Annotated in this window: 14 protein-coding genes; 6 read left to right on the top strand and 8 right to left on the bottom strand. The window is 44.2% G+C overall.

Annotated features, from left to right (window positions below; genetic code table 11):
- Positions 1–107: 107 nt before the first annotated feature.
- The 4 genes from IX91_RS06625 to IX91_RS06610 all read left to right on the top strand — a co-directional run bounded on the left by IX91_RS06625 (position 108) and on the right by IX91_RS06610 (position 3661).
- Positions 108–776, top strand: coding sequence for an OmpA family protein (locus IX91_RS06625; RefSeq protein ID WP_004742870.1), 669 nt, complete (start codon positions 108–110; stop codon positions 774–776).
- A gap of 146 nt (positions 777–922) precedes the next feature.
- Complete coding sequence (locus IX91_RS06620) at positions 923–1954, top strand: SEL1-like repeat protein (RefSeq protein WP_004742869.1); 1032 nt, start codon at positions 923–925, stop codon at positions 1952–1954.
- A 169-nt stretch (positions 1955–2123) separates the two neighbouring features.
- The gene (locus tag IX91_RS06615; protein ID WP_004742868.1) at positions 2124–2309 is read left to right on the top strand and encodes a hypothetical protein; all 186 of its coding nucleotides are present in this window, start codon (positions 2124–2126) and stop codon (positions 2307–2309) included.
- Positions 2310–2461: 152 nt separating this feature from the next.
- Positions 2462–3661 carry a GGDEF domain-containing protein gene (locus IX91_RS06610; RefSeq protein ID WP_004742867.1) on the top strand — a complete coding sequence of 400 codons (1200 nt, stop codon included), beginning with the start codon at positions 2462–2464 and terminating at the stop codon, positions 3659–3661.
- Here the strand turns inward: IX91_RS06610 and maiA are convergent.
- The 4 genes from maiA to hppD are packed head-to-tail and all read right to left on the bottom strand — an operon-like array spanning position 3615 to position 7484.
- Entirely contained in the window at positions 3615–4268 is a 654-nt protein-coding gene (gene maiA / locus IX91_RS06605; protein ID WP_004742866.1) for a maleylacetoacetate isomerase, read from the bottom strand. The two genes, IX91_RS06610 and maiA, sit on opposite strands and share 47 nt — an antisense overlap.
- Positions 4261–5274 carry a fumarylacetoacetate hydrolase family protein gene (locus tag IX91_RS06600; RefSeq protein WP_004742865.1) on the bottom strand — a complete coding sequence of 338 codons (1014 nt, stop codon included), beginning with the start codon at positions 5272–5274 and terminating at the stop codon, positions 4261–4263. The genes maiA and IX91_RS06600 overlap by 8 nt, the downstream gene beginning before the upstream one ends.
- Before the next feature lie 13 nt (positions 5275–5287).
- Positions 5288–6418 (bottom strand): homogentisate 1,2-dioxygenase, encoded by a 1131-nt coding sequence (locus IX91_RS06595; RefSeq protein WP_004742864.1) that lies wholly within the window; start codon positions 6416–6418, stop codon positions 5288–5290.
- Positions 6411–7484, bottom strand: a complete 1074-nt coding sequence (hppD, locus tag IX91_RS06590; protein WP_004742863.1) for a 4-hydroxyphenylpyruvate dioxygenase — start codon at positions 7482–7484, stop codon at positions 6411–6413. Before hppD ends, IX91_RS06595 begins: the two co-directional genes overlap by 8 nt.
- A gap of 449 nt (positions 7485–7933) precedes the next feature.
- Here hppD and IX91_RS06585 point away from each other — a divergent pair, with 449 nt between their 5' ends.
- Positions 7934–9040, top strand: coding sequence for a M20/M25/M40 family metallo-hydrolase (locus tag IX91_RS06585; RefSeq protein WP_004749168.1), 1107 nt, complete (start codon positions 7934–7936; stop codon positions 9038–9040).
- Positions 9041–9100: 60 nt separating this feature from the next.
- On the opposite strand, the gene IX91_RS06580 is transcribed toward IX91_RS06585, so the two are convergent.
- From IX91_RS06580 to IX91_RS26635, 3 genes are all read right to left on the bottom strand, one after another.
- Complete coding sequence (locus tag IX91_RS06580; RefSeq protein ID WP_004743473.1) at positions 9101–10894, bottom strand: putative bifunctional diguanylate cyclase/phosphodiesterase; 1794 nt, start codon at positions 10892–10894, stop codon at positions 9101–9103.
- A gap of 141 nt (positions 10895–11035) precedes the next feature.
- Complete coding sequence (locus IX91_RS06575; RefSeq protein ID WP_004743472.1) at positions 11036–11770, bottom strand: hypothetical protein; 735 nt, start codon at positions 11768–11770, stop codon at positions 11036–11038.
- Between the two features lie 17 nt (positions 11771–11787).
- Positions 11788–11946, bottom strand: a complete 159-nt coding sequence (locus tag IX91_RS26635; protein WP_004743471.1) for a hypothetical protein — start codon at positions 11944–11946, stop codon at positions 11788–11790.
- 241 nt (positions 11947–12187) lie between these two features.
- Between IX91_RS26635 and IX91_RS06565 the strand changes: the two genes are divergently transcribed.
- A complete protein-coding gene (locus IX91_RS06565; RefSeq protein ID WP_004743470.1) occupies positions 12188–12526 on the top strand; it encodes a 50S ribosome-binding protein YggL in 339 nt (112 codons plus the stop codon).
- A 56-nt stretch (positions 12527–12582) separates the two neighbouring features.
- Here IX91_RS06565 and IX91_RS06560 read toward each other — a convergent pair whose 3' ends face one another.
- Entirely contained in the window at positions 12583–12825 is a 243-nt protein-coding gene (locus IX91_RS06560; protein WP_004743469.1) for a hypothetical protein, read from the bottom strand.
- Positions 12826–12896 lie beyond the last annotated feature (71 nt).

The following is a 12896-nucleotide window of genomic DNA, read 5'->3' as shown; positions in this document are numbered from 1 at the left end:
TTAATCTTTTCCGCGTTGACATAACGAATGCCATCGGTTTAATTCATGGCATTCGAGACCCAGACTGACCTTGTCTGGCAATAATAATGATACACGGAGATGTTATCGTGAAGAAGATTACGGCTGCTTTAGCCATCGCAATAGCCCTTTCTGGCTGCCAAGCAACACAGCGCCAAAACGCAACCACTGGCGAAACCGAAACCAACTCAGCAACCCAAGGTGCACTTATCGGCGCCATCGCAGGTGCTGCTGTTGGCTTAGCAACCGGTGATGATGCAACAGAGCGTCGACAGCACGCGCTGATCGGCGCTGCGGGTGGTGCCGCTGTCGGTGGCGGTATCGGTTACTACTTTGATCAACAAGAAGCCGCACTACGCAAAGAACTTATGGACTCTGGTGTGCAAGTAGAACGCGTTGGAGAAAATCAGTTACTGCTTCGTCTAGAAAACGGCATTGGCTTCCAGACAAGCTCTTATCAACTTGATTCTAGTATTCATAAAACCTTGCGTGGCGTAGCAAGAATCTTGGTTGAGTACCCAGATACTAGCCTTGTTATTGACGGCCATACTGACAGTACAGGCAGCGATACAACCAACCAAATCTTATCAGAGCGTCGCGCTGAATCAGTACGTTCTTATTTAGTTTCACAGGGTGTTGCAGCAGGTCGAGCCGTTGCTCGCGGCAATGGTGAACGATACCCGCTTTGTACTAACAGTACTTCGGAAGGTCGTGCTTGCAATCGACGAGTAGAAATTCAGATCTTACCGCTAAAATAGTACGACTAGATCGGTGCGAAAATGGCTTCTAAGGAAGCCATTTTTTATTCCTAATATCGATTCGAAACAATAATTGTCTATTTTTTCTGTTCAATTGATATACTTAGCAAATACAACCACTTTTATCCTAGTGACTAGAGGCTGATTTGCGAATCCTATCCCTTCTACTACTTGTTTACTCTTCAGTGAGTTTTGCTCAAACAGTAGAAGAGCTCACACAAAGCGCTCAGAATAACAATGTCCACGCTCAGTTGGAGCTCGCAGATAGATACCAGAAAGGGCAAGGGGTGACTCAGTCTGACTCAGAAGCTTTCTACTGGTATCAACAAGCAGCGAACAATGGGAGTGATTCCGCAGCAGCAAATCTAGGGCGAGCTTACTATAAAGGCCTTGGCACTAAAGTAGATATTGAGAATGCGATATTTTGGCTCAGCAAAGCCGCCCTATCCGGTGACAAGCAAGCCCCATTGCTACTTGGCCAATTGTACGAACAAGCTAAAGAACAACCAGACAACCTTGACCTAGCCGAACTTTGGTATGAACAAGCCGCTATAGAAAACCCAGATGCAGAGAAAGATTATGCTCGGGTACTTGAGCAGCAATTTAACAACCGTAGAGCTAAGCAAGTTGCCGCTATCGATCAGTTAGAAGTGGCTTTTGACCACCAAGATATAGAGCTTAGTCCGAAAGCCAAATCCGTCGCCCATCAAGGTCAAGCACAGAGCACAACTATCTATGCATTGATTGGATTACTCGCATTGAGTATTGCGGTCATTATGTGGCTTTTACGCACAAACCGCTCACTTCGAGCGCTTACCGACAACTCCGATTCAGATGCTCAAAGACAGCAGGTCAAGCTCGACAGGGAAATACGACGTAAAGATGAGACGTTAAAGCAGCAAAAACGTCAGATGGAGGCGATGTATCGCCATATTAAAAAACTTCAAGCTCAGCCTAAGCCGACAGCGAAACCTCAATCAGCCGCACAAGATAAACCTATCGCGCTCGCTTGCGCACTTTTTGGCTTTAATCCAGCCAAGATCCCAGATGAAAAACAGATCAAACTTCGCTACAAGCAATTGTCTAAAGTTTACCATCCAGATTTAAAAGGCAGCGAAGAAGAGATGAAGCGTCTAAATCAAGCACTTAAAGTTATACTCAAACACGTTAACAAATAGTTACAAAACCCAAGTAATTAGATTTCCAATTTTAGACAAGGCTTAAATTACAAGGCTACGCAATCGATCCCCCTCCCATTACACGTAACAAATAGTTAACCATATACCGTTATTCATGTCATAATCCGCCGCGAAAATAACACCTAGTCAATAGGGTGGGGAGAAATCTATGTTTACGATCGAAGGTGTATGCGATTGGTGCAAAAAACCAAGCATGCTAACCAAACATGAATACGTTGACGGTAAAAGCAATCATTCATGTAAAGAGTGCAATGACTTAGCGACATTGGATGTACGTCAGTTCAACATTGCAGAATTACAACAGCGTGAGCGTCAAATTAGCTCGCTACGTTAATTCGTACTCTTTCTCCAAGGACGACACTGAGGCCACCTTTATAGGTGGCTTTTTGCTTTATTGGCATAAGCATCAGTTTTATTAACACTTCGTTTACAACCAACATTGATTAAGGTAGGTTCAACTTAAGGATTAAGAATTGTGGCCGCTTAATGAACCCTAATATCGCAATAGAAATAGAGCGTAGAAAGCATCTAGAAATGATGGATGCCTTCCCTATGATCGCGATTCTACAAGGGGCTTTAGCTGCATTGGTTTTATGTGTCACCGTTCTCAATTACGGGCTATCAAATCAAACTATTATCTGGGCTGGCTTGTTTGTATGCGTCATTAGCGCGCGCTATATCGTTGATCGTTCGCTAAGGCCACGTATCGACAGTCACAGTATGTACAAGACGCACTGGCTTACTCTACTGACCACTCGTTCTTTAATCGGTTTCGTTTGGTCATTAGGGTCTATTTGGTACATTCAACTTGCACCAGAACATAACTTACTTTCTACCACGATCTGGTGTACTGCCCTCGCCTTCGCTGGCACGATCTTTCACATCAATTCGATTTCAGCACTGCAAGTTTACTTTTGGTCACTGATTCTGCCGCTGGTTGTCTATTTTTCGATGGGATTAGAGCGCCTGTTTGAAGCGTTTATCTTAGTGTTATGTGGTGTCATTTACGTCAGCTTGTATACCCGCATCTTACACAATAAGGCGATAAAGAGAATTGCCGAAGAGATAGAGAAAGAACAACTTATCCGACAGCTTTCTGAAGCAAACCACTCCATTAAAGCACTCGCTGAGCAGGATGCGTTGACTGAGCTAAAAAACCGCACATACTTCAATCAAAAAATAGAAACCGTCTGGCAGCGTAGCAAAGAGAAGCACCAAGATCTGTGTGTTATCTTATTTGATATTGACCACTTCAAACCTTTCAACGATAACTATGGGCACGTTGCTGGAGATAAAGCCTTACGCAAAGTCGCTAAACGACTTAAGACAATCGATTTAGAAGCGGAATACAGTTTCTTTGCCAGAGTCGGCGGTGAGGAGTTTGTGGCAGTCTTACCCAATACGAGTTTAGATAAAGCGATATCCATTGCAGAGCTGATTCGGTTCGATATTGAAAACGCAGCGATTACTCACCAATACTCATCTTGTGCAGATGTCATCACTATCAGTGCTGGAGTTGCTATGAACACTTCAGAAGAAATCTCTTCGATTATTGAAATGATGGAGCAGGCAGATAAGGCCCTCTATCTCGCGAAAGAGGGCGGCAGGAATCGAGTAGCGATATCTGAGGTTTTTGCTCCTAAAGAACAGCCGCATCTGGTTGAGCTTCAGGTGCAGCCCTCTTAAACGCATTCAACTCATTTAGTGACGTTGTCACTCTAACAATATTTGAATAAGGGGTTAAATCAACGTCAAAACGCTTGGCGTTGTATACCTGCGGGACAAGACAAGCATCAACCAAAGTGACCGCATCGCCAACACTATATTCTCCGCTGCACGATTCCAGTCGTTTTTCCAGCGCGGTAAAACCCTGTTCAATCCAATGCCGATACCATCGAGTTTTATCTCCCTCTTCGACAGAAAGCTCACCAGATAAATATTGCAGCACTCTCAGATTATTGAGAGGGTGAATATCGACGGCTATATCCTGCGCTAGAGACTTCACGATGTAGCGGCGCTCATTATCTAGCGGGGTAAGCACAACCTCTGGGTAAGTTTCATCAAGATAGTCGATGATCGCTAACGATTGATTAAGAGTGACGTCACCATCGACTAATACTGGCACTAACTGATTCGGGTTGAGTTTTTGATAGTCGGCGGAGTGCTGCTCTCCGCCGTTTTTTACCAAATGAATAGAGCGCTGCTGATAACTTAACTGTTTCAGATTAAGCGCGATTCTCACACGGTATGCCGCTGAAGAACGCCAATAACCATAGAGAATGCGATCATTCATATTTCACCACTTGCTGGTCAATCGCGCCAAAGATAGAGTGACCGTCCGCGTCTTTCATTTCCATCTTGATTCGGTCACCAAACTTCATAAAACTCGTTGATGGTGAGCCATCGCGAATCGTTTCTATCATTCGTACTTCAGCAATACAGGAGTACCCGACCCCACCTTCAGCAATCGCGGTGCCAAAGTCCGTACCTTGTTTGTTTGATACTGTGCCTGAACCGATGATCGCTCCCGCAGATAGAGGGCGGCTTTTGGCTGCATGTGCAATCAATTCTGGAAACTCGAACGTCATATCAACACCGGCATTTGGACACCCAAAGGGGTCATTGTTGTAAAAGCTTAGAAGTGGCAGGTTCACTTTACCCCCATCCCAATCGTCTCCTAGTTCGTCTGGTGTTACCGCTACTGGAGAGAAGACGGAAGACGGTTTGGATTGAAAGAATCCAAATCCTTTCGCGAGTTCGTTAGGGATTAATCCGCGCAGTGAAACGTCATTGACCAACATAATCAGCCTGATGGATTTCGCAGCTTCTTCTGCCGTGACTCCCATTGCAACATCGCCTGTTACGACAGCGACTTCACCTTCAAAATCGATCCCCCACTCTTCACTCACGACTGGGATATCATCACAAGGTCCGATAAATGCGTCAGAGCCACCCTGATACATCAAGGGATCGGTCCAAAAACTTGGCGGCATTTCCGCACCACGCGCTTTGCGTACCAGTTCGACATGGTTAACATACGCTGAGCCGTCCGCCCATTGATAAGCACGCGGCAAAGGAGATTCACTCAAAGCAGGCTCAAATGGCATTTCGCTGGTTAGCTCACCATTATTCAGCGCGACATAGACCTCATTGAGCTGAGGTTCAACATGACTCCAATTGTCTAGCGCTTCTTGCATCGTTTGCGCAACTTCAGGCACTGCGACACATTTTGTCAGTGCTTTGTTTACCACAACCAATAAGCCATCTCGGCTATCATTCTTTAGGGTTGCTAACTTCATATTCAGTCCCTTTCTATTTTTCTTTCCAACTGTAGACGTACTCTTTGTTTTCCACCTGTTCGGCTTCGTTACTGAAGTTCAGCGCGTGTCTGGTATCAATCATGACCGCAACTTCATCAGTAAACTTCTTCTTGTACTCTTGACCCGCTTTAAAGGCTTTCGGGTGAGGCCCGTGAGTAAAGCCTGCAGGATGGAAGGTCACCATTCCCGCTTCAATATTGTCGCGACTAAAGAAATCTCCGGCGTGGTAAAACAGCACTTCGTCATAATCATCATTGTTGTGATAAAACGGCACTTTCAGTGCACCAGGGTCACTTTCAATCGGTCTTGGTACAAAGGTACATATCACGAATCCTTGACCAACAAAGGTGGTATGCGCCGATGGTGGTAAGTGGTAACGGTGTGACATTAATGGTCGGATATCACGCCAGTTCACTCTCACAACTGACAAATCGCCATGCCAGCCAATCGCATCAAGTGGATTGAATGGATAGGTGACGACACTGACTAGATCGTGACGCTTGATGTGAACCTGCGTAGCATCCTCGGAATACTGGGCTTTAAACAGGTCATCAATTTTCGGTACATCCAACACCGCAGGATCAAACACAGCGTGATTTCCTACCATACCTTTCTCAGGTAGCGTGTAAGCCGCATCCGTGTTTTCAATCATCAAGACAAACATGGGTTCACGAGGCTCTAATCGCCAACTTGTCGAACGCGGAATCATCACATAATCGCCTTCAACCACTTCTAAGTGTCCGTAGTCACAGTAAAGATCTGCTGTCCCCTGATGAATGAACAACAGCTCATCTCCATCAGCATTTCTAACCAAATGCGTCATGGCACTCTCTAACTTCCATACGCGCACTTTACAGTTGGCATTATGGAGAAGATGCGGCACAGACCAAGGTGAAAGCTGGTGTGATTCCTCTACGTGGTTGAAGTTGAACGCGCGTGGTTTTAAATCGCCTTCCCACTCACTCCAACCGGTAGGAGCATGTTGATGGTGAAAGTGGGCAGCAGGCCCAAAGAACCCGCTACGGCCAGCTTCACGTTCGTAAATTGCCTCTTCGGGAAAATCAGCGTGCGCTTGCTTGGAGCACACTCCCTCCCGATGAGGGAATGTTATCCATTTATGCATCGTCTAGTACCCCACGACGGATTTGATCTTCTTCAATCGACTCAAATAGCGCTTTAAAGTTACCCTCGCCGAACCCTTCGTTACCTTTACGTTGAATGATTTCGAAGAACACGGGACCAATTACTGTTTGGGTAAAGATCTGCAGTAGGATGCCATCTTTCATTGGTGCACCATCGATCAAGATACGTAAATCGCGTAACTTCGACACGTCTTCTTTGTGTCCATCCACGCGGCTATCAACTTTCTCGTAGTAGGTATCAGGGGTTGGCATAAAATCCATACCACGATCACGCAGAGTTTGGACTGTCTGGTAAATATCATCTGTGGTTAAGGCAATATGCTGAATCCCTTCGCCGTTATACTCACGGATAAACTCTTCAATTTGCGACTTGTCATCAGAGGATTCGTTGATAGGAATTCGGATCTTGCCACAAGGCGCAGTCATCGCTCGGCTCACCAAGCCCGTTAATTTACCTTCAATGTCGAAGTAGCGAATTTCGCGGAAGTTACCTATGCGCTCATAGAAGCCCGACCATACGTCCATATTACCTTGCTTAACATTGTGCGTTAGGTGGTCTATCTCGTAGAGGCCGACATCCATTTTAGCAAGACGCTCCTTCGCATCGTCATAGAAGCGGAAGTCCACTTCATAAATGCTGCCATCTTGGTAACGATCAACGAAATACAATAAGCTCTCGCCAATACCGTATATCGCAGGGATGCTAAGCTCCATTGGGCCAATTTCAGTAATGTATTCTTTACCACCATTGGCTAGTGCCTGCTTCATTGCAGCCGCTGAATCTTTCACGCGAAATGCCATGCCACAAACCGAAGGGCCATGAATTTCAGCAAACGCATGAGCCTGACTATGGGGTTGAGCATTAACGATAAAGTTTACATCACCTTGTCGATACAGCCATGCTTCCTTTGAACGGTGTTTAGCCACTTCTGCAAACCCAAGCGAATTAAACAGGTCTTTGAGCGCTTGAATACCTTTCGCGTCTGCCGCTGTATATTCAACAAACTCAAATCCATCTGTACCTAGTGGGTTGTACGCTTCGTTCATTTCTATATCCCTCGTTATTGATCTAACTACCGTGTAACTATCAATAACTTGGCTCAGCTAAGCGCAAATTTGAACCTTACACGCCCAATCCAAAGTTAACGAAATGTAATTGAAAACTGTAAACACGTTTAACTGAGACAACATTAATTTATTTAAATCAATGCATTAAGACCAAAACCAAAGTAACAATTATTTTACATTTCACCCATAATCATAACTTCCTGCTTATTAATAATTATAGTTCAGTCTTGAATTTGACTCTGAAGAACAAACAGGTCTAGCTGCCTCGTTACATTGAGCAAATCAATCCAATCACTCACATAAAATTACCGAGCAAATCGTTAACCATAAATTGACATTAGGAGTTGCTGATAGATTGATATAGCGCAGACAAATCTCCCCTTCGAGCCGTTATGGTTACCTCCTCTGTTCCTTAACGAGGTATAACAATGACTCAAATTAACCGTGAACGTCTGGTAGAACACTTTATCCAACTAGTGAAAATTGACAGCGAATCTCGCAATGAAATACAAATTGCGCAGGCGCTAGCAGAACAGTTAGGCGAGCTAGGCTTTACTGTCCATAAACTGCCAGTGCCTGAAGAGGTTTCAAATGGCTTTAACGTCTATGCTCGACTAGAAGGTACGATTGACGATAGCGTTGTGCTTAGCTGCCATATGGATACCGTGACTCCAGGCATTGGTATTGAGCCAGTGATTGAAGACGGCATCATTCGTTCGAAAGGCAACACTATTTTAGGTGGTGATGACAAATCGGGTATTGCCGCGATTATGGAAGCAGTTCGCAGCATTAAAGCGCAAAACCTAGCGCACAAGACCATTGAACTTGCCTTCACGGTGCATGAGGAAGGCGGCCTATTCGGTTCTGAAAACTTCGACATGTCTTACATTCAAGCCGACAAAGCAATCGTATTAGATACCGGTGGTCCTATTGGTACTATCGTCAATGCCGCACCGGGCCAGCAAAAGATCGTTGCTAACTTTATTGGTCGCCCCGCCCATGCAGGCTTAGCACCGGAAGAAGGTATCAGCGCGATTCAAGTCGCCTCTGAAGCCATCACCAACATGAAGTTACTGCGTATTGATGAAGAGACAACGGCTAACATCGGTATTGTTCAAGGTGGTAACGCAACCAACATCGTTATGCCTGAGCTAAAAGTGGTTGCGGAAGCGCGCTCACTAAACGATGAAAAACTGACAGCACAAGTTGCTCATATGGTTGAAACCTTCCAAGCGGCAGCAGATAAGCATGGCGCACAAGTTGAGATTGAATCGACCCGTGCATACAACGCGTTTGTAATTGCAAATGATCATCCACATATTGAGTCGGTAAAAGCCTCTTTCGAAGCCATTGGTGCAAACCCTTACACTAAAGGGACCGGTGGTGGTAGTGATGCCAACAACTTTAATGCCAAAGGGTTAACCACGGTTAATATCTCTACTGGTATGGCAAAAGTTCATACTACAGAAGAGTTCATTGCTATTGATGATATGGTGAAAGTGACGGAGTTTGTTGAGCACTATCTAACACACTAAGTAACGTTGAAAACCACAAAAGCCGCAAATTGCGGCTTTTGTTTTATTGAATGTCACGCGCTACTCTTTGGTCAATTTCACCACCCTTTCCTCGCGCATTTCCTGAGTCATCATTGAGGCAAACTCATCATGGTTAAGGGGTTGTGAAAACAGATAGCCCTGATACTGATCGCAGCCTTCTTGCACAAGAACATCCAACTGCTCCTGAAATTCGACCCCTTCCGCAACAAGTTTGATTCCTAAACTGTGTCCCATTTGAATGATGGTACGGACAAGTACCCGATCAGAGTGATTGATAGCACACTCATCAATAAAACACTTATCAATCTTGATAATATCAATAGGCAGTTGTTTTAAATATTTGAGGCTTGAGTACTCAACACCAAAGTCATCTATCGCGATAGAGACACCAATCGCTCTTAGCTGACGGCATATATCGGTAATGTTCTCCGGATCGCTCATCAAGGTAGATTCCGTAATTTCTAGCTGTAATAGATGCGAAGGAAGTTGTGTATCTTTGAGCGCCTTACACACCACTTCAAATAGGTCTGCATGCGCAAACTGCACGGTTGAAACATTGACCGCAATACAAACCGGTAGGCGCTGATCATAATACTGTTTCGCTTGGCGACATGCTTCATGGATGATCCAGTGACCAATAGGCACAATCTGGGTCGTCTTTTCAGCAATTGGAATAAACTCCGCCGGAGATATTGGCCCGAGTTGCGGGTGGTTCCAGCGCAGCAAGGCTTCCGCACCGACTATCTTAACTGATTCAACGTCTACCTTAGGTTGAAACATAAGAATAAACTGGTGGCTAGATAAGGCAGAACGTATCTCTGTTTCGATTTGATGCTGCCTTATGGTTTCCCCAAGCAACTCATCATCAAACCAACACACTGCCCCACCACCGACCGAGCGAGCTTTATATAGAGCGAAGTCAGCGTTTTTCTCCCACACTTCTGGGCTACCTACCGCATCTGCTGCATAGGCAACCCCAATACAATAGGAGAGCCGATGAGAAGTGTTGTCCACATCAAACATCGCTCTTTGATGACGATTTAACTCATCAACGAGTTGTTCGAGCTTAGGTTGGAGTTCTTTATCCTCCACCACAACGATAAATTCATCACCGCCAAATCGATAGACTTTACCCACATCTCCCACTATACCCGCAATATGCTTAGAGAACGCGATGAGTAACTCATCACCATAGCGATAACCTAAGCGGTCGTTAACATTTTTAAACCCTTCAAGACCAATATGCACCATCCCAAAATGTTTCGCATTATGCTCAGTTATCTTATCGATATCCTCTTTATAGGCATTGGCATTGGGCAGTTTCGTTAAGTAGTCGGTCTGACTTTCTGTTTTAAAAGTCGCCGCTTGTTGTTGCGTTTTTACAAACAAGTAAGTCATTAACGTGGCAAACACAGTGACGGCGGTCATCTCAATTGAGGTATCAATAAACGTATGAAAATCTGAAATGGTTAACTGGTATAAGTAGCCATTAATCAGTGCGGCACATACGGCAATTGACCACAATGTTCCCGGGAACAGCACTATATAGCAAAGTGGTAAGAAGAATAGGCACGCTTTAACTAGATCTAGAGGGAAAGGCTGAATCAATCCTCCAATCAAGAACAAACTAGTGGCTGAAAAAGCAAATACGTGTTTGAGAGATCGGTTGGTACAATACAATGCTAACAATAACAAAGCGGGGAATAGGTAGAATGCATATTCCCAAGGGTGCGGTTGCAGCAAAAATGAGTGGGACATAACCCCTACTGCAACGATGTAGGCGATATAAGCGATAACTTGTACGGCTTCGTTTACCTTAAATAGCTGCTGCATTTGATGCCTTGCTTACTTGTTTCTTCTAATAAACAGTAGCGCATATTTGGCGTCTTCGGCGGACTCAAATAGATTTACAATTGCGAAAATAGCAAAAACGCCTCAAAAATGAGGCGTTGTTTCATTCAAACAGAACGGGTTCTACAGGCCGAGTTCTTCAGATAGGGCTTTCATCTGCTTTAGATCCATTTGATGAACCCGAATCATCTGCTCTACTTGGCTCAAGCGAGATTGAGCCTCATCTTGTTTATCACACGAATCTGATTTAGCGTCCCAAGACGTCCCTTCTAAATAGATATCACATGCTTTCTTAAGCTCTGAGATCTTAGGTTGGAGTTCTTCCCTCTCTTTCTCTAGGGACTCTAGCTCCATTTTTACTCTTAGCTCTTGTTGAAACAATTCACGAGAACGCTCAAACATAGTCGCCTGCATGTCAGCTTGTCGATTAAGCTTGTTGTTTTGTGAGTTCGCAGTCTGCAGCTGATCTTTTTGCGTAGCAATCTGCTCCTCAAGCGACAGGTTAACTTTTTCCAGCTCATTGACTTGCTGTTCTAGCTTACCGATCGCTTCTTGGTGCTCAGCTTGTTGTTCCTCTATCGCTTTTTGTAGCTTGAGTTCCACTTCATCGTCGACCTTAGCCACTTTCTCTTCAACCTGAACGACCATTTTCTGCTTATCTTCGGCCAACGTTTGGTATTGCTGCTCCAAAGTCTGATAAGTCGATTCCCACTTTTTTGCAGTCAGTGATGAGCCAACCAAGCCCCCTAACGCCAAACCTAAAACACCCGCGATGATAATGTAGAGATGCGTTCGCTTGTCTCGTTCTTCAATAACGACGACGTCTTCGTTCTCTTGGTTATCAGTATGTTCGTTCACTTATATGCTCCTGAGGGTTAACGCATCAGCTCTGTAATCATGAGTGTAGTTGTATAAAGTAAAAAGCCAGAAACCAAAGTAACAACCACGTATTTCTGTAGCTTTTCGCTTGTCCGATAACGAATCAAAACAAACGCTAAAGCCACTAAAAATGCAATTGCAAGTAACCTTGTCATAACCTCTCCTTAGGCAGACTTTCTATTCATTACTTTATACCATTTTTACGCTCAAATAGTCAGAAACGCGTAGTTTTACTGGCTAAGAATTTAAATTTAATTGATTCAAATGGTTACTTTGTTATCAAAGTGCAAATCTAAGAGTAAATTACGAGCATTTTAGCGCCGAACACAGCATTTTGTTTGGTGCTCTGGTCGAACTAAGGTATAAAGAGCTAACGAAAAATAGTGAGAAAAAACGATGAAACCATACAAGTTGGACAACAAAAAACGCCGCATCCAAAAGAAACTATTCTTGGGTGAATTTGCAATGCTTGGATTCGAACTAAGCTGCGAAACCACAATCACCGATTTCGATAAGTATGATGTGTTTGTCGATGAGTTCATCGATTACATTGATGGCTTAGGCCTTTGCTTTGGTGGCGGCGGCCTAGAGCTGTTTGAAGGCTTCTTATGCTGCAATGCTCGCTATGCCGATGCAACTGAAGAGCAAAAAGCCCAAGTTGTTGCATGGTTAGAAGCTCGTGAAGAGGTTAAATCAGTACAAACTAGCGATTTGGTAGACGCAAACTACTTCTAATTTCCGCCCCCTGTCTATGAAAAATAGCGCCATTTACGGCGCTATTTTTGTATGCTCTATCTCACTTCCATCCCAAGATTATATTGAGCCAAACAGCGCGTTACGTAACTTACTTTTAACAAAGCAGCAATGACAATCGTGCTTATATGTGCAGCGATTTGTTCACCTAAGGTAAATTTATAAGCGTATGGATAAGAAATAAGTACGCTGACAATTAACGCGATAAAGGTTAATAGCAGTGCAACATTCGAAAAATTCAAAAGTTTATTAAAAGTAGTATTGGTTGGTTGAGCAAACATATCGACCTCACTTTGATCATTTTATTGTTTTATGTCCTCTACATTGCACATACCTTGCCAAAAATTAATAT

The sequence above is a fragment of the Vibrio tubiashii ATCC 19109 genome, assembly GCF_000772105.1.
In the GTDB taxonomy this organism is placed as follows: Bacteria; Pseudomonadota; Gammaproteobacteria; order Enterobacterales; family Vibrionaceae; genus Vibrio; species Vibrio tubiashii.
The sequence above is the reverse complement of the archived record's forward strand: the minus strand, read 5'-3'. Positions and strand labels throughout refer to the sequence as shown.